Source organism: Stenotrophomonas sp. KH_029, assembly GCF_057839765.1.
On the sequence record NZ_CM174498.1, the window covers coordinates 4,149,536 to 4,170,671 of the forward strand.

General features: G+C 68.6%; 23 protein-coding genes. 9 read left to right on the top strand and 14 right to left on the bottom strand.

Annotated elements, in window-relative coordinates; translation table 11 throughout:
• Positions 1-6: 6 nt before the first annotated feature.
• Genes AC3ITM_RS18580 through AC3ITM_RS18595 form a run of 4 tightly spaced genes read right to left on the bottom strand, consistent with a single transcriptional unit; the run spans position 7 to position 2,059 of the window.
• Positions 7-264 (bottom strand): acyl carrier protein, encoded by a 258-nt coding sequence (locus AC3ITM_RS18580; RefSeq protein WP_489267171.1) that lies wholly within the window; start codon positions 262-264, stop codon positions 7-9.
• 17 nt (positions 265-281) lie between these two features.
• A complete protein-coding gene (locus AC3ITM_RS18585) occupies positions 282-542 on the bottom strand; it encodes a phosphopantetheine-binding protein (protein WP_228886160.1) in 261 nt (86 codons plus the stop codon).
• Entirely contained in the window at positions 529-1,332 is an 804-nt protein-coding gene (locus AC3ITM_RS18590) for a lysophospholipid acyltransferase family protein (protein ID WP_489267173.1), read from the bottom strand. The genes AC3ITM_RS18585 and AC3ITM_RS18590 overlap by 14 nt, the downstream gene beginning before the upstream one ends.
• Positions 1,325-2,059 (bottom strand): beta-ketoacyl synthase chain length factor, encoded by a 735-nt coding sequence (locus AC3ITM_RS18595; protein ID WP_489267175.1) that lies wholly within the window; start codon positions 2,057-2,059, stop codon positions 1,325-1,327. Before AC3ITM_RS18595 ends, AC3ITM_RS18590 begins: the two co-directional genes overlap by 8 nt.
• Positions 2,060-2,269: 210 nt before the next feature.
• Between AC3ITM_RS18595 and AC3ITM_RS18600 the strand changes: the two genes are divergently transcribed.
• Complete coding sequence (locus tag AC3ITM_RS18600; protein ID WP_489270138.1) at positions 2,270-3,262, top strand: chorismate transformation FkbO/Hyg5 family protein; 993 nt, start codon at positions 2,270-2,272, stop codon at positions 3,260-3,262.
• A 42-nt stretch (positions 3,263-3,304) separates the two neighbouring features.
• On the opposite strand, the gene cydB is transcribed toward AC3ITM_RS18600, so the two are convergent.
• Both cydB and AC3ITM_RS18610 read right to left on the bottom strand, forming a co-directional pair.
• Positions 3,305-4,318, bottom strand: a complete 1,014-nt coding sequence (cydB, locus tag AC3ITM_RS18605) for a cytochrome d ubiquinol oxidase subunit II (RefSeq protein WP_489267177.1) — start codon at positions 4,316-4,318, stop codon at positions 3,305-3,307.
• A 1-nt stretch (position 4,319) separates the two neighbouring features.
• On the bottom strand, positions 4,320-5,717 hold the full coding sequence (locus tag AC3ITM_RS18610) for a cytochrome ubiquinol oxidase subunit I (protein WP_489267178.1): 1,398 nt from the start codon (positions 5,715-5,717) through the stop codon (positions 4,320-4,322).
• Positions 5,718-6,266: 549 nt separating this feature from the next.
• Between AC3ITM_RS18610 and AC3ITM_RS18615 the strand changes: the two genes are divergently transcribed.
• The 6 genes from AC3ITM_RS18615 to hemF all read left to right on the top strand — a co-directional run bounded on the left by AC3ITM_RS18615 (position 6,267) and on the right by hemF (position 11,822).
• Positions 6,267-8,633 (top strand): S9 family peptidase, encoded by a 2,367-nt coding sequence (locus tag AC3ITM_RS18615; protein WP_489267180.1) that lies wholly within the window; start codon positions 6,267-6,269, stop codon positions 8,631-8,633.
• Positions 8,630-9,049 carry an NUDIX hydrolase gene (locus AC3ITM_RS18620; RefSeq protein ID WP_489267182.1) on the top strand — a complete coding sequence of 140 codons (420 nt, stop codon included), beginning with the start codon at positions 8,630-8,632 and terminating at the stop codon, positions 9,047-9,049. The genes AC3ITM_RS18615 and AC3ITM_RS18620 overlap by 4 nt, the downstream gene beginning before the upstream one ends.
• 31 nt (positions 9,050-9,080) lie before the next feature.
• A complete protein-coding gene (locus tag AC3ITM_RS18625) occupies positions 9,081-9,704 on the top strand; it encodes a hypothetical protein (protein WP_489267184.1) in 624 nt (207 codons plus the stop codon).
• Between the two features lie 35 nt (positions 9,705-9,739).
• Positions 9,740-10,642, top strand: a complete 903-nt coding sequence (locus AC3ITM_RS18630; RefSeq protein ID WP_489267186.1) for a hypothetical protein — start codon at positions 9,740-9,742, stop codon at positions 10,640-10,642.
• A 42-nt stretch (positions 10,643-10,684) separates the two neighbouring features.
• Complete coding sequence (locus AC3ITM_RS18635; protein ID WP_489267188.1) at positions 10,685-10,849, top strand: hypothetical protein; 165 nt, start codon at positions 10,685-10,687, stop codon at positions 10,847-10,849.
• Positions 10,850-10,925: 76 nt separating this feature from the next.
• Positions 10,926-11,822, top strand: a complete 897-nt coding sequence (gene hemF, locus AC3ITM_RS18640; protein WP_489267190.1) for an oxygen-dependent coproporphyrinogen oxidase — start codon at positions 10,926-10,928, stop codon at positions 11,820-11,822.
• A gap of 57 nt (positions 11,823-11,879) precedes the next feature.
• On the opposite strand, the gene AC3ITM_RS18645 is transcribed toward hemF, so the two are convergent.
• Both AC3ITM_RS18645 and polA read right to left on the bottom strand, forming a co-directional pair.
• A complete protein-coding gene (locus tag AC3ITM_RS18645) occupies positions 11,880-12,398 on the bottom strand; it encodes a DUF421 domain-containing protein (protein WP_489267191.1) in 519 nt (172 codons plus the stop codon).
• A 367-nt stretch (positions 12,399-12,765) separates the two neighbouring features.
• Positions 12,766-15,537: a DNA polymerase I gene (gene polA / locus AC3ITM_RS18650; RefSeq protein ID WP_489267193.1), complete on the bottom strand. Its 2,772-nt coding sequence runs from the start codon at positions 15,535-15,537 to the stop codon at positions 12,766-12,768.
• Positions 15,538-15,634: 97 nt separating this feature from the next.
• Here polA and AC3ITM_RS18655 point away from each other — a divergent pair, with 97 nt between their 5' ends.
• Together AC3ITM_RS18655 and AC3ITM_RS18660 are read left to right on the top strand one after the other, a co-directional pair.
• On the top strand, positions 15,635-15,919 hold the full coding sequence (locus AC3ITM_RS18655) for a DUF2782 domain-containing protein (RefSeq protein WP_489267195.1): 285 nt from the start codon (positions 15,635-15,637) through the stop codon (positions 15,917-15,919).
• A 61-nt stretch (positions 15,920-15,980) separates the two neighbouring features.
• Positions 15,981-16,220 carry a hypothetical protein gene (locus AC3ITM_RS18660; RefSeq protein ID WP_489267197.1) on the top strand — a complete coding sequence of 80 codons (240 nt, stop codon included), beginning with the start codon at positions 15,981-15,983 and terminating at the stop codon, positions 16,218-16,220.
• 92 nt (positions 16,221-16,312) lie between these two features.
• Here AC3ITM_RS18660 and AC3ITM_RS18665 read toward each other — a convergent pair whose 3' ends face one another.
• From AC3ITM_RS18665 to uvrD, 6 genes are all read right to left on the bottom strand, one after another.
• Positions 16,313-16,759 carry a universal stress protein gene (locus AC3ITM_RS18665; RefSeq protein WP_489267199.1) on the bottom strand — a complete coding sequence of 149 codons (447 nt, stop codon included), beginning with the start codon at positions 16,757-16,759 and terminating at the stop codon, positions 16,313-16,315.
• A 75-nt stretch (positions 16,760-16,834) separates the two neighbouring features.
• On the bottom strand, positions 16,835-17,407 hold the full coding sequence (locus tag AC3ITM_RS18670) for a sugar O-acetyltransferase (protein WP_489267201.1): 573 nt from the start codon (positions 17,405-17,407) through the stop codon (positions 16,835-16,837).
• A gap of 73 nt (positions 17,408-17,480) precedes the next feature.
• The gene (locus AC3ITM_RS18675) at positions 17,481-17,759 is read right to left on the bottom strand and encodes a hypothetical protein (RefSeq protein ID WP_489267203.1); all 279 of its coding nucleotides are present in this window, start codon (positions 17,757-17,759) and stop codon (positions 17,481-17,483) included.
• A 208-nt stretch (positions 17,760-17,967) separates the two neighbouring features.
• Complete coding sequence (locus tag AC3ITM_RS18680; protein WP_489267205.1) at positions 17,968-18,522, bottom strand: hypothetical protein; 555 nt, start codon at positions 18,520-18,522, stop codon at positions 17,968-17,970.
• A 72-nt stretch (positions 18,523-18,594) separates the two neighbouring features.
• Positions 18,595-18,921 carry a low molecular weight protein tyrosine phosphatase family protein gene (locus AC3ITM_RS18685; protein WP_489267207.1) on the bottom strand — a complete coding sequence of 109 codons (327 nt, stop codon included), beginning with the start codon at positions 18,919-18,921 and terminating at the stop codon, positions 18,595-18,597.
• 9 nt (positions 18,922-18,930) lie between these two features.
• Positions 18,931-21,123, bottom strand: a complete 2,193-nt coding sequence (gene uvrD / locus AC3ITM_RS18690; protein WP_489267209.1) for a DNA helicase II — start codon at positions 21,121-21,123, stop codon at positions 18,931-18,933.
• Positions 21,124-21,136 lie beyond the last annotated feature (13 nt).

Below are 21,136 nucleotides of genomic sequence, written 5' to 3' on the forward strand. Positions count from 1 at the left end.
CAGCCGTCAGGCGGCCGCTTGCCCGGGCAACAGCCCATGCACGACATCGACGATGTCCTGCACGGTGCGCACCGACTTGAACGCCTCCGGCTGCAGGTTGCGGCCGAGCAGCGGCTTGAGCTGCACGATCAGGTCGACCGCATCGATGCTGTCGATGTCCAGGTCGTCGTACAGGCGCGCCTCGGGCGTGATGCGGGCCGGCTCGATCTCAAAGCTGTCGTTGAGGATCTTGACGATACGCTCGAAAAGTTCGGTCTTGGTCATGGCAAATCCTGACGCCGTTACGACGGCTGACGTGCAGCGACGAACTCGCTCAGGGCACGCACGCTGGAAAAATGGCGACGGGTCTCTTCCGAATCCGCAGACAGGCTGACACCGTACTTTTTCTGCAGGGCCAAACCAAGTTCAAGTGCGTCAATCGAGTCCAGCCCCAGCCCCTCGACGAACAAGGGCGCAGCCGGGTCGATGTCTTCGGGAGTGATGTCTTCCAGTGAAAGCGATGAAATGATCAATTCCTTGATCTCGTGCTCAAGTGCCTGCACGGCTCGGTTCTCCAGCGAAGTCAAAGTAATGGGCAAGATGATCGGTCACGCGCCGCGCCGCCAAGGCATCCCCCCTGGGCGTATCGTCGGCTCCCGCCAGGAAGGGGGCGATCGGGAGATCTTCCCCGACTTCCAGCTGAACGTGAAAACGCCGTGATGGCACACGATACCATTTCTGGCCCTTGGTCAGGGTAGGCGGGGTACAGGTGATCCGTACCGGGGTGATGTCCAGCCGGCCGCGCACGGCGATGTTGGCCGCCCCGCGCTGCAGCCGCAGCGGCTGGCCGGGCACGGTGCGGGTGCCCTCGGGGAAGATCACCAGGTTGCCGCCGGCGTGGACGGCGGCGATGCAGTCGTCGATCAGCCCGGCCCCGTCGTCGTTGGACACATAGCCGGCGGCCCGGACCGGGCCGCGCATGAACGGGTTGCAGGCCACGGCCTGCTTGACCACGCAGTCGGCATTGGGCAGCTGGGCGATCAGCAGCACCACGTCGATCAGGGTGGGATGGTTGGCCAGGATCAGCAGGCCGTTGCGCTGCAGGCGTTCGCCGCCGCGGATCTCGTAGGTCATCACCCCCAGCCGGCGCATCAGCGCGACATGGCTGGCGAAACTGAACTGGACCAGCCGGCGCGCCAGCCGGCGCCGCCGGGCCGGGTCGCCGACCAGCAACAGCAGCGGCAACAGCAGCCCGCCCAGCAGCAGCCCGCCGATGCCGAACACGGCAAAGCAGATGGCAGTGCCGAGCAGCCGCCAGGCGTGGTCGAGCCGGGCTGTCCAGCGCTCAGCCATGGCGCTGCCAGTTCCACTGCTGGCCGTCGCTGGCCAGCGCCAGCGAGGGGTCTTCGGCGAGCAGGAAGCGCAGCACGTCCAGGCCATGCGGCAGGCTCCCCGCGGCACTGTCGGCGGTGGCCGCGCCCCAGCCCAGCGACAGCCGGGTACCGGGCCGGTCGGCCGCGGCCAGGCGCCAGCACCAGGCGTAGTAAGGGTCCGGCTCGTCGGCAAAGTCGGCGTAGACCGGCGGCAGTGGCGATTCGTACACGATCACGCGTACCTCCGGGGCACCGTCGGCGAGCAGGCCGAAGGCTTCCACGCAGGCGGCCTCGACCGTGGCCCGGCCGGCGGCCAGGGCCAGGTAGTTGCCGTGGTGGCCGCGGGCGATCGAGTACAGCGCGGCCACCGCGTTGTGCACCGACAGGCCAAACGCGGTCGGCGACATGCTGTTGTCGGTGCCCAGGGTGTCCAGCAGCTCCATCGACCGCGCCACGTCGCCGTGGCGGGAAGCGAACACCAGCGGGACCTGGCCGCCGTCATCGGGCTGCTCGCACCAGCACGCGGCCTGGATGGCCATGCGCCCCAGCCGCTCGATCCGGCGCCGCTGCATCGCCGGCACCTCCGACAACGCCGGGGTGTCGCCGCCGCTGGGCAGCGTGGGGGCCTGCGCCCAGGCCTGCCAATCCGATTTCGTGGTCAGGCCCGGTGCCCAGGCCGACCAATCCACAACAGAGAACTCGATCATTCACGCCAACATAGTGATGGGCACCAGAAAGGACACGAGCCGGATGGCGACACGGGCCGGCCCCCCCATTCCAGCCGACCCGCACCTGTCTTGGACATCGTCCGGCGCCCATGGGGACGCCGTGAAAAGGAGCGCACGCTATCATGACACCCTCGGCACCGGCAGCATTCACAATCTGAAATGAGCAGCACCATCGACAACGTACCGGCCATGGAGGTCGCTTTCCCCTCGTCCGGCCCTGCGTTGTTCAGCGCCTGCTACGCCCCGGCCGCGCAGCGCGATGCCGCCCTGGCCGACCCGCGCACCCTGGCGGTGTTCGGTTTCGGCGCACGCCGGGCCGGCGGCGACGACCCGCGCTGGCTGCAGATCCCGCTGGCCGTGCACGGCCCGGACCAGATCGAAATCTGGCGCGGCGCCGGCCCGGTGCAACATGGCAACAGCGAAGGAGTGCGCTGGTCGCATACCGACAGCGTGCTGTTCGGGGCGATCGAAATCAGTGAGGTCGACGGCGATATCGCCACTGCCGCGGCAGAGGCCTACGAAAGAATGAGTGGTTTCCTGACCCGCTGCGGCTTTCCGCACCTGCTGCGCACCTGGAACTACCTGGATGCGGTGACCGAAGGCGACGGCGACCAGGAGCGCTATCGCCGCTTCTGCGTCGGCCGGGTGCAAGGGTTGCGCGCGCTGGACGAGGCCGCGCTGCCGGCGGCGACCTGCATCGGCCGCTTCGACGGCGACCGCCGCCTGCAGGTGTACTGGCTGGCCGCGCGCGAACCCGGGCTGCCGCTGGAGAACCCGCGCCAGGTCAGCGCGTTCCGCTACCCGCGCCAGTACGGGCCGCAGTCGCCCAGTTTCGCCCGCGCGCTGCTGCCGCCGCCGGCCACCGGCCTGCCCCTATTGCAGTCGGGCACCGCGGCGATCGTCGGCCACGCCTCGCAGCACACCGGTTCGCTGCAGGAACAACTGGCCGAGACCCTGACCAACCTGCAGAGCCTGGTGGACACCGCGCGCCGCCAGCGCCCGTCGCTGGCACCCACGCTGGGCGACACCTCGCTGCTGAAGGTCTACGTGCGCCGCGCCGAGGACATGCCGGCGATCGCCGCACAGATGCGCGCCCTGCCCGGCGCCCCGGCCTTCGTGGTGCTGCACGCCGAAGTGTGCCGGGCCGAATTGCTGGTGGAAATTGAAGGACTGCACGGCTGAAGCAACCGCAACCAAGCGTGTCTGCTGGCTGAAGTGCGACCCTCAGTGATATCCCACATCAGCCCGCACCTTCCCCCGGAACACCCGGTACGACCACGCCGTATAGCCCAGGATCACCGGCAGCAGCACCACCAGCCCGACCAGACTGAAGCCCAGCGACGAGGCCGGCGCGGCTGCCTGCCACAGCGTCATGCTTGGCGGCAGCAGGTACGGCCACATGCCCAGCACCAGCCCGATGAAGCCCAGCACGAACAGCGCCAGGGTCAACAGGAACGGCGGCAGGTCGCGGCGCGGGTGCATCACGCTGCGCCACAGCGCCACCGCCACGCCCAGGGTCAGCAGCGGCACCGGCGACAGCCACCAGAAGTTGCCATCGCTGAACCAGCGCGCCATCAACCGCGAATCCAGGAACGGCAGCCAGGTGCTGACCAGGCCCATGAACACGATCACCGCCACCACCAGCGGCCGGGTCAGCGTGCGCGCCATCACCTGCTCGCGGCCCTCGGTCTTGAGGATCAGCCAGGTGCTGCCCAGCAGCGCATAGCCGAACACCACCGCCGCACCGGTCAGCATCGAGAACGGGCTGAACCAGCTGAACGCACCGCCCACATAGCGGCCGTCGACCACCTGCAGCCCCTCCACCAGCGCGCCCAGGATCACCCCCTGGGCAAAGGCGGCCAACAGCGACCCCAGCCCGAAGGCCACGCTCCACAGCCGGCGCGAACGGTGCGCCTTGAAGCGGAACTCGAACGCCACCCCGCGGAACACCAGCGCCACCACCAGCAGCAGCACCGGCAGGTACAGCGCCGACAACAGGGCCGCATAGGCCTTGGGGAAGGCCGCCATCAGGCCCGCACCGCCGAGCACCAGCCAGGTTTCGTTGCCATCCCAGATCGGCGCGGCGGTGTTCATCATGATGTCCAGCTGTTGCTCGTCCTCGGCCATCGGCGCCAGGATGCCGATGCCCAGCACGAACCCATCGAGCACCACGTACATCAGCACGCCAAAGCCGATCACCGCAAACCATGCCACCGGCAGCCAGGTCGTCATCTCCATCTCAGCGCTCCTCCAGCGGTTCGTCGGCCGCCGACAGCGGCCGCGCCGGGGTGTGGCTGCCAGCCTCCAGCGCCGGCGCCGGTTCATGCGGCCTGGGCCCGCTGCGGATGATCTTGACCAGGTACCAGACGCCCCAGCCGAACACGAAGGCGTAGCCGACCACATAGACCGCCAGCGACAACGCCGTCATCCAGGCGCTCTGCGGGCCCACCGCATCGGCGGTGCGCAGTACGCCGTAGACCACCCACGGCTGGCGCCCCATTTCGGTGACGAACCAGCCCGACAGCAGCGCGATGAAGCCGCTGGGCAGCATCCAGTTCCAGCCGGTGACCAGCCAGCGCGACTGCAGCAGCCGGCCGCGCCACCACTGGAAGGCCGACACCCAGGCCAGCAACAGCATCAGCGTGCCCAGCCCGACCATGATCCGGAACGCGAAGAACACCGGCACCACCGGCGGCCGTTCGCTGGCCGCCACCGAGGTCAGCGGCGCGAACGTGCCATCCAGCGAATGGGTCAGGATCAGGCTGCCCAGGCGCGGGATGGCGATTTCATAGTCGTTGCGCTCGGCCTTTTCATTGGGCAGCGCGAACACCACCAGCGGCACGCCCTCGCCTTCCGCAGCCGAATGCCAGTGCGCTTCCATCGCCGCGATCTTCATCGGCTGGTGCTTGAGCGTGTTCAGCCCGTGCATGTCGCCCACGAAGATCTGCACCGGTACCGTCAGTGCGGCAAACGCCACCGCCGCCAGCAGCATGGTGCGCCCGGCTTCCACATGCGTGCCCCGGCGCAGGTACCAGGCACCCACGCCGCCGATCACGAAACACGTAGTGATGAACGAGCCCAGCGCCATATGCGCCAGGCGATAGGGGAAGGACGGGTTGAACACCACCTGCCACCAGTCCTGCGGGTGCACGATGCCGTCGACCATGGCGTAGCCGGCCGGGGTGTGCAGCCAGCTGTTGGAGGACAGGATCCAGAACGTGGAGAACAGCGTGCCCAGCGCCACCATGCAGGTGGAGAAGAAATGCAGGCGCGGCGACACCCGGCCCCAGCCGAACATCATCACCCCCAGGAAACTGGCTTCCAGGAAGAACGCGGTCAGCACCTCGTAGGTGAGCAGCGGGCCGATCACGCTGCCGGCCACCTCGCTCAGGCGCGGCCAGTTGGTGCCGAACTGGAAGGCCATGACGATGCCGCTGACCACGCCCATGCCGAAGGACACCGCGAAGATCTTCTGCCAGAAGAAATACAGCTCGCGCCAGATCGGGTTGCCGGTACGCAGCCAGCGCGACTCCACGAAGGCCAGCCAGCTGGCCGTGCCGATGGTGAAGGCCGGGAACAGCACATGGAAACTGATGACGAACCCGAACTGGATCCGCGACAACAACAACGCGTCCACGTGACGCCTCCGGCAGGTTTCTGGAATCCGCACCAGTTTGGGCTTGTATTGGTTAAAGGCACATGCGACCCGGTGACGCGCTGCTTCACTTTGTCGCAGGTATGGCCGGTCCTGAGTTGGTGGGTGATTCAGTGGGCGTGGGCCTTCGCCCAGGGCTACCGCGAGCGTGAGGGCCCCGCAGCGGCCGGTAGGCCCCTGGTGCAAATGTCCCCCGGCCGCGTTGCGGCCTCCTCCTTTACTTTGCCCAGGAGCCTACCGGCCGCTACGGGGCTCGACTTGCGGTAAGCAGGGGGAAGCCAAGGCTTTTTGGCGCTGGTCGGTGGGTCGGGCGCTGGGGTCCCATACCCTTGGAGGCGAAGTAAAGGGTGAGGGGGCGGCCGCAGGCCGACGCCGGAGGCGTCGCCGGAAAGGGTATGGGACCCCAGCGCCCGACCCACCGACCCCCGCTTGCCTTGCGCAGGAAGGGGCCACGCCCATGACCTGTGGCCCCTTCCCGCAGCCCTTGCGGCTGCTACGCTTGCCGGGTTTTCCACTACGGTACCGCCCGCAATGCCCAGAACGCTGCCCTTGTCCCTGCTGTTGCTCGCCACCCTCGGCGGCGCCGCCCATGCGGCACCGACGCCGATCACCATCGAGCAGGCCATGGCCGACCCGGACTGGATCGGCCCGCCGGTCGAGAGCGCCTGGTGGTCGTGGAACAGCCAGCAGGTGGAGTACCAGCTCAAGCGCGCCGGCAGCCCGATCCGCGACACCTTCCGCCAGCCGGTCAACGGTGGCGTGGCGGCCCAGGTCGCCGACGACCAGCGCGGCAGCCTGGACGTGGACAGCCCGGTGTATGACAGCGCGCGCCAGCGCAGCGTGTTCGTGCGCAATGGCGATGTATTCCTGCGCGACCTGCGCAGCGGCGCGCTGACCCAGCTCACCCGCAGCACCGAAAAGTCCGGCGCGGTCAATTTCGCCCGCGATGGCGGGGTGATCTGGCGCACCGGACAGAACTGGTTCCATTGGACCGCGGCCGCCGGCGTGCGGCAGGTGGCCAGCCTGAAGGCCGAGAAGAACCCCGACGATGCGCCCAAGCCGGACGTGCTGCGCGACCAGCAGCTGCGCACCCTGGCCACGCTGCGCAACGACCGCGCCCAGCGCGAGGCGCTCAAGGCGCAGGAAGCCAGCTGGCGCCGCGCCGACGGCACCCGCGCGCCGGGCCCGGTGTACCTGGGCGCCGAGGTGGAGATCGTCGACAGCGTGCTGTCGCCGGATGCCCGCACCCTGATCGTGGTCACCAAGCCGAAGAGCTTCGATGAAGGCCGCGGCGGCAAGATGCCCAAGTACGTGACCGAATCGGGTTACGAGGAATTCGAGGACACCCGCACCCGCGTGGGCCGCAACGACCCCGAGCCGCACGCGCTGTGGCTGGTCGATGCGCAGGCCGGCACGGTCAAGCCGCTGTCGCTGGACGGCCTGCCGGGTATCGGCAGCGATCCGCTGGCCGCGCTGCGCAAGGCGGCCGGCAAGGACGCGCTGAAGGGCAACCGTCCGCTGGAGGTCCTCGGCGGCCCCGGCGCGCCGGGCATCCGCTGGAGCGCCGATGGCCAGCACGCGGCGGTCATGCTGCGCGCCAACGACAACAAGGACCGCTGGATCGCCAGCGTCAGCGCGGCCGGCGGCAAGCTGGAAAACCGCCACCGCCTCACCGACAACGCGTGGATCAACTGGAGCTTCAACGATTTCGGCTGGTCCAGCGACAACCGCACGCTGTGGCTGCTGTCCGAAGAATCGGGCTATTCGCACCTGTACACCCAGCAGGGCACGGCCAAGCCGCAGGCACTGACCGGCGGCAACTGGGAAACCTCGATGCCGGTACCCAGCGCCGACGGCCGCGGCTTCTACTTCCTGTGCAACCAGCAGAGCCCGGGCGACTACGAAGTCTGCGCGGTCGACAACGCCAGCAAGCAGGTGCGTGAGCTGACCGCGCTCAACGGCGTGGAAGACTTCTCGCTGTCGCCGGACGGCCAGCAGCTGCTGGTGCGCTATTCCGGCGCCTACCTGCCGGCGCAGCTGGCGGTGGTGCCCACCGGCGGTGGCCAGGCCAAGGTCCTCACCGACACCCGCAGCGCCGCGTTCAAGGCGCGCCAGTGGATCCAGCCCAAGCTGGTGCAGGTGCCGTCCAGGCACGGGGCCGGCGTGGTCTGGGCCAAGTACTACGGCCCGGAAAACCCCGAACCGGGCAAGCAGTACCCGATCGCCATGTTCGTGCACGGCGCCGGCTACCTGCAGAACGTGCACCAGCGTTACCCGGCCTACTTCCGCGAGCAAATGTTCCACAACCTGCTGGTGCAGAAGGGCTACATCGTGCTGGACATGGATTACCGCGGCAGCGAGGGCTATGGCCGCAACTGGCGCACGGCGATCTACCGCAACATGGGCCACCCGGAACTGGAAGACTACAAGGACGGCCTGGACTGGCTGGTCCAGAACCAGCAGGGCGACCGCGACCACGCCGGCATCTATGGCGGTTCCTACGGCGGCTTCATGACCTTCATGGCGCTGTTCCGTTCACCGGGCACGTTCAAGGCCGGTGCCGCGCTGCGCCCGGTGGTGGACTGGCACCAGTACAACCACGGCTACACCGCCAACATCCTCAACACCCCGGATATCGACCCGGAGGCCTACCGCAAATCCTCGCCGATCGAGTACGCCGACGGCCTGCAGGACCACCTGCTGATCGCGCACGGCATGATGGACGACAACGTGTTCTTCCAGGACTCGGTCAACCTGACCCAGAAGCTGATCGAACTGCACAAGGACAACTGGACCATCGCGCCCTACCCGCTGGAACGCCATGGCTATGTGCGCCCCGATTCCTGGCTGGACCAGTACAAGCGCATCCTCAAGCTGTTCGAAGAGAACCTGAAGTGAGTCCGGCCGCGGCGCCGATCGAGATCGTCGCCGCGGTCATCTGCGACAGCACCGGCCGGGTGCTGGTGGTGCGCAAACAGGGCACGGACCACTTCATCCAGCCCGGCGGCAAGCCCGAACCGGGCGAGGCGCCCCTGCAGGCCCTGGCCCGTGAGCTGCAGGAGGAGCTGGGGGTACGGCTGGATACCGCCAGTGCGTTGCCGCTCGGGCGTTTCCAGGCCTGGGCGGTGCACGAACCCGGCCGCCGGGTACACGCCCACGCCTGGCTGGTGCGGGTGCACGGCACGCCACGGCCACAGGCCGAAATCGCCGAGCTGGCCTGGGTACCGCTGCAGCCGCCGCACGGGCGGCGCTTGGCAGCCTTGAGCGCAGACCATATCCTGCCGGCGGCCGCGCTCGCGGTGGCGGCAGGCTGACGCCTGGCGCCCACCCCAACCAGGACACCGGATGTCATCACTTCCCCCGCAACTGCCCACGGCCGCCGCCTCGACCGCAGCGCAGGTGGCGCCCAGATTCCTCTCGCCGATGCTGCTGTCGGTGCTGGTGGTCTGCATCGTTTCGGCCTTGTCCTGGGCATTGCTGGCCGCGCTGGCGGTACCGCTGCGCCAGGCCGTCTGGCTGCAGGACCTGCTGGGTGATGCACCGCTGGAATGGCTGTCGCCCTCGCTGCGCTGGCTGGGCCACCACGTGGTGGCCACCAGCCTGTGGATGCTGGCCATCTGCGTGGCCGGCGTCGCCGCCAGCTGGGGCATGCTGTACCGCCAACGCTGGGCGCTGTGGCTGTTCATCGTGGTGCTGGTGGTGACCGCCCTGCTCAACTTCGCCGGCGCCTGGCTGGTCGATGAGGCCTTCGCGCACGGCATCGCCTACCTGACCGCCCATCTCGACGACCCCGACCTGACGGCGTACATGGATGGCACCGAGCTGCGCCGGCTCAAGCACGAACTGCTGATGCACCGCATCCTGTACACCGGCATGTCGGTCCTGACCGCGCTGACCTTTGCCGGCCTGCATGGCTGGCTGGTGGTGCGCCTGCTGCGCGCCGATGTGCAGGCCTGGTTCGGCCGCTGACCCCTGTTTTCCGCTGTATGCAAGGACTGACCCCCGTGACGCCTGCTGTTTTCCCCCGCCGCCTGCGCCGCTGGCGCTGCGTTGCCTTGGCCGTGCTGGCCACCCTGAGCCTGCCGGCCGCTGCCCAGTCGCTGCGCTGCGGCACCTTCAAGGACGCCGACAGCGGCGCCGTGCTGCGGGTGGAAAGCAGCGCGCAGGCCCGGCTCGAGCTGGCCGGCCAGGCCGCCGAGCCGTACCACCTGCAGCACGATGGCGACCAGCTGCTGGCCGCCAACCTGGCCAGCGGCAGGACCTCGACGCTGTCGGTCAGCGCCGACGGCCGTTACCTCAACGACGACGACGCGCACTACGCGCTCGAGGACGAGGCCGCCTGCCAGCCGCCGCCGACGTTCGCGCCCGGCAGCTGCCGGGCCGATATCACCACCTGCATGGGCCAGATGGTCTGGGCCGGCGCGGACAGCTGGCGGCAATGGTGCGCACAGGGCATCCCGGTCGCCTGCAACCGGTTGATCGAGGACTACCGCAGCGACGCACGCAGCGCCTGGGTGATCGCCAAGGTGATGGCCGACCCCACGATACCGTCCAGCGTTCCTCCGGTATGCCAGCAGGACAACGCCGCCTTCGATGCCGACGCCTGCCGCGCGGCTGACGACAAGGACCGGGTGCAGGCGGTCGGCAAGGCGTTTTCGATCACCCGGGAGATGCCGAAGGAACCGCTCCTGCCCGCTGCGCAGCTGGACGAGGTGGAGGCGCTGTGCCGCCAGCAGCCCAGCGGCACCTTCTGCACCGCCGTGGCGCTGGCGCTGCGCACCGCCGGGCGGCTGCCGGCGGCGCGCGCGGCACTGCAGCTGGCCTGCAGCCCCGGCAACGATCCGCAGGCCTGTGCGCAGCGCGATGCCGACGACCGCCAGGCACCGGCGGCGCCTGCCCCGCGCTGACCGGCTGCAGCGGTTGCGGCGGTTGCGGCGCACAAGCGGGTAATGCCAACCGAGGTCATGCACGCGGTAATGGCCAAGGGCCGTGGAGGAAAAGGGGTTGCCTGCGACCTGCCGGCCACTCACAACCGGACGCTGATGGGCGTGGTCCGGGCGTTGCGGCGAGCCCTGCAAGACGCCCAGGACGAATGCGGCGACGAACAGGAGTGACGCAGGGCGCCACTGCTCGCCTGCTGTGCAACGCGCTCGCACAAGCGCCCCCCGCGCCTGCGGTAAAGTACGCGCCATGAACGAATTCGAGCGCGTACGCAGCTACCTGACCGACCTGCAGGACCGCATCTGTGCGGCCATCGAGGCGGCCGACGGCCAGGCCCGGTTTGCCGAAGATATCTGGCAGCGGGCCGAGGGCGGTGGCGGCCGCACCCGGATCCTGCGCGATGGCGCGGTGTTCGAACAGGCCGGCATCGGCTTCTCCGACGTGGCCGGCACCCGCCTGCCGCCGTCGGCGTCGGCCAACCGGCCCGAGCTGGCCGGCGCCTCGTGGCGCGCCACCGGGGTGTCGCTGGTGTTCCACCCGGCCAACCCCTACCTGCCGACCACCCATGCCAACGTGCGTTACTTCCGCGCCGAGCGCGACGGCGTGGAAGTGGCCTCTTGGTTCGGCGGCGGCTTCGACCTGACCCCGTTCTATCCGGTCGATGAGGATGTCCAGCACTGGCACCAGGTCGCGCACGATCTGTGCGCGCCGTTCGGCGCCGAACGCTATCCGGCGCACAAGCGGTGGTGCGATGAGTATTTCTTCCTGCGCCATCGCAATGAAACGCGCGGCGTGGGCGGGCTGTTCTTCGATGACCTGCACGGCGATTTCGAGCAAGATTTCGCCTACCTGCGGGCGGTCGGCGATGGTTTCCTGGACGCCTACCTGCCGATCGTGGAACGCCGCAAGGCCATGCCCTATGGCGAGCGCGAGCGCGAGTTCCAGCTGTACCGGCGCGGCCGCTACGTGGAGTTCAACCTGGTCTACGACCGCGGCACGCTGTTCGGCCTGCAGAGCGGCGGGCGCAGCGAGAGCATCCTGATGAGCCTGCCGCCGCGGGTGCGCTGGGAATACGGGTTCCAGCCCGAGGCCGGCAGCGACGAAGCGCGGCTGGCCGACTACCTGGTGCCGCGCGACTGGGTATAGCGCCACGCCGTGCGTGGCCGGCGGTATCGGTGAACGTCATCCACGCATGGCGTGGATCTACGGGGCGCTGGGAAGGTTGTTTTCCCCATCCACGCCTGGCGTGGATCTACGCGGCACGATGGTGATGTGGCCGTTGATCTCCAGCAACGCCATCGCCACCTCGCTCACATCCAGGCAGCCCTGCTGGCGCAGCGCCGCGGCGAAGTCGGCCTGGGTGACCAGTTCGCGTTTGAGCACCGAATCGAGCAGCGTGCCGTCGCGCGCGATCAGGACCGGCTCGCCTTCGACCAGGGCTTCGATGCGGCGGCTGCGCGTGGTCAGCCAGCCCACGCCGTAGTTGATGCAGATCAGCGTGGCCGCCAGCAGCAACCCGCCGCCCAGCGAGGTGTCCTGGCCCAGCAGGGCGTTCTGCACCGCGTTGCCGAGCAGCACGATCAGCAGCACGTCGAACGCGGTGATCTGGCCCAGCGCGCGCTTGCCCGACAGCCGCACCATGCCCAGCACCACCGCATACACCACCACCGCGCGCAGGATGAACTCCCACCACGGCATGGCCAGCGTAAACAGGTCGCTCATCACGTTCTCCCCGGTTCAGGCCACAGCATGCGGGGCGGTGGAGGTGGCGGCAACATCCGGGATGATGCGGACCGAGCCATGGGGGTATTTGTGGCCGCCCAAATAAAAAGCCCCGCCGACCAGGGGGAGGTCAGCGGGGCCGGGGAACGGGCGCTTGGGGAGGAGCCCCCGTTCCGAGATCTGCTCCAGGGGATGGGAGAGATCCACAACAGGCATTGCGCCTGTCGAGGTCTATAAAAGCACCCCGAACATTGATAGTTCGTGAAGGGGCCCAATTAAGCCTCCCTTACCACGGGAAACATTCATCCAACAGTCAGTTTTTGCGGACAGAGTGAACGAATTCAGCAGTTTCACCGTGATTGACGTCTCAGTGCGCCTCGTCCCAGTTATCGCCGACCCCGGCATCGACGACCAACGGCACGCGTAACTGGGCTGAAGACGACATCAGTTCCACCACCTTCAAACGCAAGGTATCCAGGAACGAACTTTCGGTTTCGAAAACGAGTTCATCGTGTACCTGCATGATCATCCGCGCCTGGCCGTTCTGGCCCTGCAGCCAGTCATCCACCTTGACCATCGCGCGCTTGATGATGTCCGCCGCGGTGCCCTGCATCGGGGCGTTGATCGCGGCGCGCTCGGCGCCGGCACGCAGGCCCTGGTTGCGGGCGTGAATGTCGTTCAGGTACAGCCGGCGGCCTTCCAGGGTTTCCACATAGCCGTGGTCGCGGGCCTGCTGGCGCATGCGCTCCATGAAATCGCGCACGCCCGGGTAACGGCTGAAGTACAGCGCCACGTAATCCTGGGCCTGGCCACGGTCGATGCCCAGGTTGCGGGCCAGCCCGAACGCGCTCATGCCGTACATCAGGCCGAAGTTGATCGCCTTGGCGGCGCGGCGCTCATTCGGGGTGACCTGGTCCAGCGCGCGCCCGAACACCTCCGCCGCCGTGGCGCGGTGCACGTCCACGCCGAGCTCGAAGGCGCGCACCAGGCCCGGGTCTTCGGACAGGTGGGCCATGATCCGCAGTTCGATCTGCGAGTAGTCGCAGGCCAGGATCCGGCAGCCCGGCGGGGCCACGAAGGCGCGGCGGATGCGGCGGCCGTCCTCGGTGCGGATCGGGATGTTCTGCAGGTTCGGGTCCGACGAGGACAACCGGCCGGTGGCCGCGCCGGACTGGTGGTAGCTGGTATGGACCCGGCCGGTGGCCGGGTTGACCATCTCCGGCAGCTTGTCGGTGTAGGTGCTGCGCAGCTTGGCCAGGCCGCGGTATTCCAGGATCACCCGCGGCAGCTCGTGCTGCTCGGCGATCGCCTCCAGCGCCTCTTCATTGGTACTGGGCTGGCCCTTGGGGGTCTTGACCAGCGCCGGCAGCTTCAGTTCGTCGAACAGCACCGCCTGCAGCTGCTTGGGCGAATCCAGGTTGAAGGTTCGCCCGGCCAGCTCGGTGGCCTTCTGCTGGGCGGCCAGCATGCGCACGGCCAGGTCCTGGCTCTGCCGGCGCAGCTCGGTCATGTCGATGTGCACGCCATTGGCCTCGATCCGCGCCAGCACCGGGACCAGCGGCATCTCGATGTCGCGATAAACCCGCTCCAGCGCCGGGATGTCCCGCAGCTGCGGCTGCAGCACGCGGTGCAGGCGCAGGGTGATGTCGGCGTCTTCGGCGGCGTAGCGGCCGGCTTCGTCCAGGCCCACCTGCGAGAACGAAATCTGCTTGGCGCCCTTGCCGGCCACGTCCTCGAACTTGATCGTGTTGTAGCCCAGGTAGCGCATCGCCAGCGAATCCATGTCGTGGCGGGTGGCGGTGGAGTTGAGCACGAAGCTCTCCAGCATGGTGTCGTCGTGGTAGCCCTGCACGTCCACGCCATGCCGGCGCAGCACGTGCAGGTCGTACTTGCCGTGCTGGCCGAGTTTCTTCTTGTGCCGGTCCTGCAGGATCGGGCGCAGTGCGTCCAGCACCTGCTGCAGCGGCAGCTGCGCCGGCGCGCCGGGATAGTTGTGGCCGACCGGGATATAGGCGGCGCGGCCGGGCTCGACCGCCAGGCTGATACCGACCAGGTTGGCGCGCATCGCATCGAGCGCGTCGGTCTCGGTATCGAAGGCGATCAGCTCGGCGGCGGCGGCGCGCTGCACCCAGGCATCGAGCTGCTCGGTGGTCAGCACGGTCTCGTACTCACCGGCGGCCGACAGGGCCGCATCGACCGGGGCGGCGGCCTGGTCCGGCGCAGCGCGCGCGTAGCCGGCGGCGGTGCCGCGCAGGCTCACCGGCGCATCGCTGGCGTCGGCCGGCGCGGGCACCGGGCCGCCCAGTTCCTTCAGCGCCTGGGTGAAGCCGTAGCGCAGGTACAGCTCGCTCAGGGTGGGCACGTCCGGGTCGCGCAGGCCCAGCGTGCGCGGGCTGGCCTCCAGCGGCACATCGGTGCGGATGGTGACCAGGTCGCGGTTCAACGGCAGGCGCTCCAGCGCCGCGCGCAGGTTTTCGCCGATCTTGCCCTTCATCGCCGGCGCGGCGGCCATCACCCCATCCAGGCTCTGGTATTCGGCCAGCCATTTGGCCGCCGTCTTGGGGCCGCACTTGTCCACGCCGGGCACGTTGTCCACGGTGTCGCCCATCAGCGCCAGCAGGTCGACGATCTGGTCGGCGCGTACGCCGAACTTGTCCATCACCGCCGCATCCGAATCCATGCGGCTGCCGGTCATGGTGTTGACCAGTTCGATGCCCGGCCGGACCAGCTGGGCGAAGTCCTTGTCGCCGGTGGAAATGGTCACCTGCAGGCCGTCGCGCTGGCCCTGCAGGGCCAATGTGCCGATCACATCGTCGGCTTCCACGCCGGGGATGCGCAGGATGGTCAGGCCCAGGGCTTCGACGATGCGGCACATCGGCTCGACCTGCGGGCGCAGGTCGTCGGGCATCGGCGGGCGGTTGGCCTTGTAATCGGCGTACAGGTCGTCGCGGAAGGTCTTGCCGGGCGCATCGACCACGAACGCGATGAACGCCGGGCGTTCCTTCAGCGTGGCGCGCAGCATGTTGACCACGCCAAACAGCGCGCCGGTGGGCTCGCCCTGGGCATTGGTCAGCGGCGGAAGCGCGTGGAACGCGCGGTACAGGTAACTGGACCCGTCAATCAGGACTAATCGGCTCATGCGACGATTCTACGCGCCCGGTGCCGGCCGCCGAAGGCACGCGGCTCACGGTGGGTGGGGCATAATCGGGGCTCCCCCGTCCAAGGACCCTCGGCCCATGAAGACCCTGTTGCTGGTTGGCCTGCTTGCATTGGCCGGTTGCGCCACCACCGGAGGCGCAGGCTCCCCGCCCGTGGACGTCAGCGGTGCCGATGTGTTGCGCAAGACGCTGGCCAACGGCGATACCCTCGAGGAATACCGGGTGGGCGGCCAGTTGCGCATGGTCAAGGTGACCCCGTCGCGCGGCGCGCCGTACTACATGTACGACCGCAACGGCGATGGGCGCATGGACAACGACAAGGACGGCGTGTCGCCGGTGTACTGGAAGTTGTACAGCTGGTGAGCCCGGCCGGCACGCCGCTTGCAACGATGCCCGCACTCGACCGCCCGCTTGTTGCACCGACATGAATACGCCCGAACGCCGCCAGTCCCCCGACGACGCACGCCTGCGCGCCGGCCTCACCGCCGAGCAGCGCCAGGCCGTGGAAACCCTGGAGCACTTCGGCTGGAAGCTGCGCTTCGTGCGCCGCCCGCTGTTCCGCGACCCGGTGCCGGTCCTGTTCGACCGCAGCGGCGAACGCTACGTGGTGGTGCAACCCAATGGCAGCCTGGATGAGTCGCAGACGCTGAAGCTGCGCGACTGACGCCGGGCGCGCAATCCGATAGTGCCGGCCGCCGGCCGGCTCCCCGCACCGCCCATTCCAAGCGGAGCCGGCCAACGGCCGGCACCAGCTCGTCAGCGGATGACCAGCACCGGCACCGTGCTGCGCGCCAGGACCTCGGCGGTCTGGCTGCCCAGCAGCACCCGGGTGACCCCGCGGCGGCCGTGCGAGGTCATCACGATCAGGTCGCTGGCGCGCTCGGTGGCGGTGTCGATGATGCCGTCGGCGGCGTAGCGGTCCAGCACGTGCACTACGTTGGCCCGCAGCCCCTGCGCCTGGGCGATGGCCTGGGCCGGGGCCAGCACCTTCTGCGCGGTTTCTTCGCGGTCGGCCTTGTACTCGGGGCTGTTCATATAGCCCACGCTCCAGCCCATGGCGTCGTACATGCCCACCGCCCATGGCTCGGACACGGTCACGATATCGACCTCGGCGTCCAGGTCCTTGGCCAGTTCCAGGCCCTTGCGCAGGCCCTTCTCGGCCAGCTCCGAGCCATCGGTGGCAATCAGGATGCGCTTGTACATGGCGGGCTCCTCAGCGGTGGAAGAAGGAAGGGCCACCATTGCACACCCGGCGTGCACGGCGCGCCTTGAGCCAGATCAAACTTCCGGCGGTCGGCGTGCGGCAACCACCCGCGCCGGGTTGCCCACTACCGTGGCCCCGGCCGCAACATCGCCGGTGACCACGCTGCCGGCCCCCACCACGGCGCCGTCGCCGATCTCCACCCCGGGCAGCACGATCGCCCCGCCACCGATCCACACATTGCGCCCGATCCGCACCGGCCGCGCCGATTCCAGCCCGGCCGCCCGCGCCTGCGCATCGCGCGGGTGGTCGGCGGCATAGATCTGCACCGCCGGCCCGATCTGGCTGCCCGCGCCGATACGGACCTCGGCCACGTCGAGAATGACGCAGTTGTAGTTGAGGAACACGCCCTCGCCCAGATGGATGTGGCTGCCGTAGTCGCAATGGAACGGCGGACGGACCACCGCGCCTTCGCCCACCGCGCCCAGCCGCTCGCGCAGCAGCGCGTGGCGCACCGCGGGGGACTCGGCCAGGGCGGCGTTGTAGCGCACCATCCAGGCCTTCGCCGCGGCCATCTCGGCCTGCAGCTGCGGATCGCCCGGCCGGTACGGCTGGCCGGACAGCATCTTTTCCTTTTCGCTCAACGCCATGGCGGTTCCTCGTTGCGGCCCCCGATCATGCCTTGGCCGCCACCTCCGGCGTAAGCGGTGCCCGGCCGGACGCTCAGGCCACGCTCACCCGCCGGCGCCGCTGCGGCAGGCGCACCGCCAGGACCACCACCAACGCGGTGGCGGCCGCCGTCATCCAGAACGGCCAGGCCCCGAGCAGCGCGCACAGGCCGGTGGGCCGGGGCTCGCAGCGCAGGTGCAACAGATCCAGGCCGCCGCCGGCATCCAGGCAGGCATAGGCACGGTGGAACAGGGCCAGCACCGGCGCCATCCAGCCCGCCGACACGGTCAGCGTGGACAGGACGGCCAGCAGGTACGGAATTCCCTTGTTCATGTATGCGCTCCCAGCAGACAGCGCCAGACTCTGGGCGCCGCGCCGGGGCGCCACAAGCACCACGCGACGAAGCCGCCGAAATCCGGGATGAGTGCCGGGCCGGTGCGGATGAGTCGGGGGCGTTTGGGCGCCGAGTGGGCAGCCAGCGCTGGCACTGCGTGCCACCTGACTGCCTGCAGTCAATGGCCGGGCGCTGGCCGGCCCACTGTCAGGCGGTGCGCACCACGCGCGCGTCCTGGCACAACGGGTAGGTCGCAACCAGTTCGGCGATGCGCTCCTTCAGCGTGTCGAACGACACGCCGTACAGGTACAGCGCGGTCTCGCTGGGGCCTTGCCACCAGCTGCAGACTTCGCCCACGCCTTCGATGCGGGCCACGATCTGCTCGAACACGTAGTTCGAATCGCACTGCTCGTAGACCTCATCGGGCAGGTCGGTGCCATTCAAGTACAACGCCAGGCCCTCGGTGACGCCGAACGCCTGGTCGGGCGCGCCGTCGCGCTGGATCAGCGAACCCTTGGGTGCACCCAGCTGCTCCAGCAGCTCGACCACCGCCGGCAGCGAGGCCGGATCGTTCAGCGCGATCTCGATATCGCCGTACTCCACTTCGCCCTCATCGGACAACGCCGTGCCGCCGCCGGTGAGCTGGCCGAGTTTGGCGCTTTCCAGCAATGCATCGAGCGGATCCTCGAACAGCTCATGGCGATGCTCAGGCTGCAGCCTGGCGTTCAATTTGACGGTGATGTGCAGCAGCGAATCGGTCATGGGGGAAGCCTGCGCCAAGGGAATGCCGCACATTGTAGTGCCGGCCGCTGGCCGGCTCCCGACGGCGCCGCCTCAGCGCAGCAGCGGCGGTACCTTGCGCTCCAGCAGTTCCACCAGCGCAGGTGCCATGAAATCGTAATCGTCGGCAATATCCAGGCAGACGATGCGCTTGCCACCCAGCCACCGGCGGAACCGGCTGGACAGACGGCTGCGGTGGGCGCGCTCCATCACCACGATCAGGTCGGCCCATTGCAGCAGTTCCGGGCTGACCGGCACGTCGGCATCGGGCTTGAGCCCGGCCGAGGCGGTTTCGATGCCGGGCCAGTCGGCGAACACCTGCTCGGCCGTGGGGCTGCGCAGGCGGTTCTGGCTGCAGATGAACAGGACGCGGCGCGTCATCCCTGGACCTTACAGCACCGTCAGGTTGGCATAGGCCATCACCAGCCACTTGCTGCCGGCGTCGGCGAACTCCACCTGCACGCGCGCATGCGCGCCGCTGCCTTCGTAATCGGTGACCATGCCTTCGCCGAAGCGGGCGTGGCTGACCATGGCGCCCAGCTTCAACGGCGGCGCCTCCAGGGCGGCATGGCCCATCACCCGGTTGGCGCCGAGCGAGGCGGTGCGCGACACCTGCACCTTGGGGCGTACCTCGTTGAGCAGTTCGCGCGGGATCTCGCGCAGGAAGCGCGAGGGTACGTTGTAGTTTTCCTGGCCGTGGATGCGCCGCGATTCGGCGTAGCTCAGCACCAGCTTCTGGCGGGCGCGGGTGATGCCCACGTAGGCCAGGCGGCGCTCTTCCTCCAGCCGGCCGCTTTCTTCCAGCGACCGCGCGCTCGGGAACAGGCCATCTTCCATGCCGGCCAGGAACACGATCGGGAATTCCAGGCCCTTGGCCGAGTGCAGCGTCATCAGCTGCACGCCTTCCTCGCCGGCCTGGGCCTGGCCTTCGCCGGCCTCCAGCGAGGCGTAGGACAGGAACGCGACCAGCTCGCTCATGGTCTCGCCGGTCTCTTCGATATCGTCCTCGCGGCGGACGAAGCGCGAGGCTACCGATACCAGTTCGTCCAGGTTGTCCGCGCGCGATTCCGAATCCAGTGCGTTGCGGCTTTCCTTGGACCAGTGCTCGCGCAGGCCCGAGCGCACCAGCACGTGGTCGATGCGTTCGGCCAGGGTCATCTCGCCGGCTTCGGCGTGCAGCTGGTTGACCAGGGTCAGGAACCCGGCCAGCGCATTGCGTGCGCGTGCGGCCAGTTCGTTGCCCTGGGTGGTGAGCATGGTGGCTTCCCACAGCGAGATCGCCTGGCTGCGCGCCAGCCGGCGCACTTCGTCCAGGGTGCGGTCGCCGATGCCACGGGTGGGCGTGTTGACCGCGCGCTCGAAGGCGGCGTCGTCGTTGCGGTTGGTCATCAGCCGCAGGTAGGCCAGCGCGTCCTTGATTTCGGCGCGCTCGAAGAAGCGCATGCCGCCGTACACGCGGTAGGGCACCTGCTCGGACAACAGGGCTTCTTCGAACGCACGCGACTGTGCGTTGCTGCGGTAAAGCACCGCGGCATCGCCGTAGCTGCCGCCGTCGCGCACCCACTGGCGCGCGCGCTCGACCACGTAACGGGCCTCGTCCATTTCGTTGTAGGCCGCGTACAGGTCGATCGGCTCGCCATCGCCGCTGTCGGTCCACAGCTCCTTGCCGATCCGGTCCGGGTTGTGCGCGATCACCGCGTTGGCCGCGCCGAGGATGTTGGCGCTGGAGCGGTAGTTCTGCTCCAGGCGCACGGTCTGCGCACCGGGGAAATCCTTGAGGAAGCGCTGCACGTTCTCGACCTTGGCGCCGCGCCAGCCATAGATGGCCTGGTCGTCGTCGCCGACCACGAACACGTGGCCGCTGTCGCCGGCCAGCACGCGCACGAAGGCGTACTGGATGGCATTGGTGTCCTGGAACTCGTCCACCAGGATCTCGCGGAAGCGCGAACGGTAGTGCGCCAGCAACGCCGGGTTGTCGCGCAGCAGTTCATGCGCGCGCAGCAGCAGCTCGGCGAAATCGACCAGGCCGGCGCGGTCGCAGCGTTCCTGGTAGGCCGCGTAGGCCTGGCGCATGGTTTCCAGCCACGCATCGTGCGGCTCAGGCTGGATGTGCTGCGGCCGGCGGCCCTCGTCCTTCTGTTCGTTGATCCACCAGGCGATCTGCTTGGGCGGGAACTTGCCATCGTCGATCTCCAGCTGCTGCACCACGCGCTTGACCAGCCGCAGCTGGTCGTCCGAATCGAGCACCTGGAAACTGTCGGGCAGCCTGGCGTCCTGGTAATGCAGGCGCAGCAGGCGGTGGGCCAAGCCGTGGAAGGTGCCGATCCACGCGCCGCGGCTGCCCTGCGGCAGCTGCAGGTCGATGCGGTGGCGCATTTCGCCGGCGGCCTTGTTGGTGAAGGTCACCGCGAAAATGCCATGGGTGGGCACGCCGCAGACTTCATTCAGCCAGGCGATGCGGTGGATAAGCACGCGGGTCTTGCCGGAACCGGCACCGGCAAGCACCAGATGGTGGCCGGGCGGGGCGGACACAGCTTCGCGCTGGGCGGGGTTGAGCCCGTCGAGCAAGTGGGAGACATCCATCGGGCTATTTTAC

What these genes read in the sequence shown, in the direction of transcription:
- AC3ITM_RS18580 (WP_489267171.1), bottom strand. Translation starts at nt 264, where the DNA reads ATGACCAAGACCGAACTTTTCGAGCGTATCGTCAAGATCCTCAACGAC.
- AC3ITM_RS18590 (WP_489267173.1), bottom strand. Translation starts at nt 1,332, where the DNA reads ATGGCTGAGCGCTGGACAGCCCGGCTCGACCACGCCTGGCGGCTGCTC.
- AC3ITM_RS18595 (WP_489267175.1), bottom strand. Translation starts at nt 2,059, where the DNA reads ATGATCGAGTTCTCTGTTGTGGATTGGTCGGCCTGGGCACCGGGCCTG.
- AC3ITM_RS18600 (WP_489270138.1), top strand. Translation starts at nt 2,270, where the DNA reads ATGGAGGTCGCTTTCCCCTCGTCCGGCCCTGCGTTGTTCAGCGCCTGC.
- cydB (WP_489267177.1), bottom strand. Translation starts at nt 4,318, where the DNA reads ATGGAGATGACGACCTGGCTGCCGGTGGCATGGTTTGCGGTGATCGGC.
- AC3ITM_RS18615 (WP_489267180.1), top strand. Translation starts at nt 6,267, where the DNA reads ATGCCCAGAACGCTGCCCTTGTCCCTGCTGTTGCTCGCCACCCTCGGC.
- AC3ITM_RS18625 (WP_489267184.1), top strand. Translation starts at nt 9,081, where the DNA reads ATGTCATCACTTCCCCCGCAACTGCCCACGGCCGCCGCCTCGACCGCA.
- AC3ITM_RS18635 (WP_489267188.1), top strand. Translation starts at nt 10,685, where the DNA reads ATGCCAACCGAGGTCATGCACGCGGTAATGGCCAAGGGCCGTGGAGGA.
- hemF (WP_489267190.1), top strand. Translation starts at nt 10,926, where the DNA reads ATGAACGAATTCGAGCGCGTACGCAGCTACCTGACCGACCTGCAGGAC.
- AC3ITM_RS18645 (WP_489267191.1), bottom strand. Translation starts at nt 12,398, where the DNA reads ATGAGCGACCTGTTTACGCTGGCCATGCCGTGGTGGGAGTTCATCCTG.
- polA (WP_489267193.1), bottom strand. Translation starts at nt 15,537, where the DNA reads ATGAGCCGATTAGTCCTGATTGACGGGTCCAGTTACCTGTACCGCGCG.
- AC3ITM_RS18655 (WP_489267195.1), top strand. Translation starts at nt 15,635, where the DNA reads ATGAAGACCCTGTTGCTGGTTGGCCTGCTTGCATTGGCCGGTTGCGCC.
- AC3ITM_RS18660 (WP_489267197.1), top strand. Translation starts at nt 15,981, where the DNA reads ATGAATACGCCCGAACGCCGCCAGTCCCCCGACGACGCACGCCTGCGC.
- AC3ITM_RS18665 (WP_489267199.1), bottom strand. Translation starts at nt 16,759, where the DNA reads ATGTACAAGCGCATCCTGATTGCCACCGATGGCTCGGAGCTGGCCGAG.
- AC3ITM_RS18670 (WP_489267201.1), bottom strand. Translation starts at nt 17,407, where the DNA reads ATGGCGTTGAGCGAAAAGGAAAAGATGCTGTCCGGCCAGCCGTACCGG.
- AC3ITM_RS18675 (WP_489267203.1), bottom strand. Translation starts at nt 17,759, where the DNA reads ATGAACAAGGGAATTCCGTACCTGCTGGCCGTCCTGTCCACGCTGACC.
- AC3ITM_RS18680 (WP_489267205.1), bottom strand. Translation starts at nt 18,522, where the DNA reads ATGACCGATTCGCTGCTGCACATCACCGTCAAATTGAACGCCAGGCTG.
- AC3ITM_RS18685 (WP_489267207.1), bottom strand. Translation starts at nt 18,921, where the DNA reads ATGACGCGCCGCGTCCTGTTCATCTGCAGCCAGAACCGCCTGCGCAGC.
- uvrD (WP_489267209.1), bottom strand. Translation starts at nt 21,123, where the DNA reads ATGGATGTCTCCCACTTGCTCGACGGGCTCAACCCCGCCCAGCGCGAA.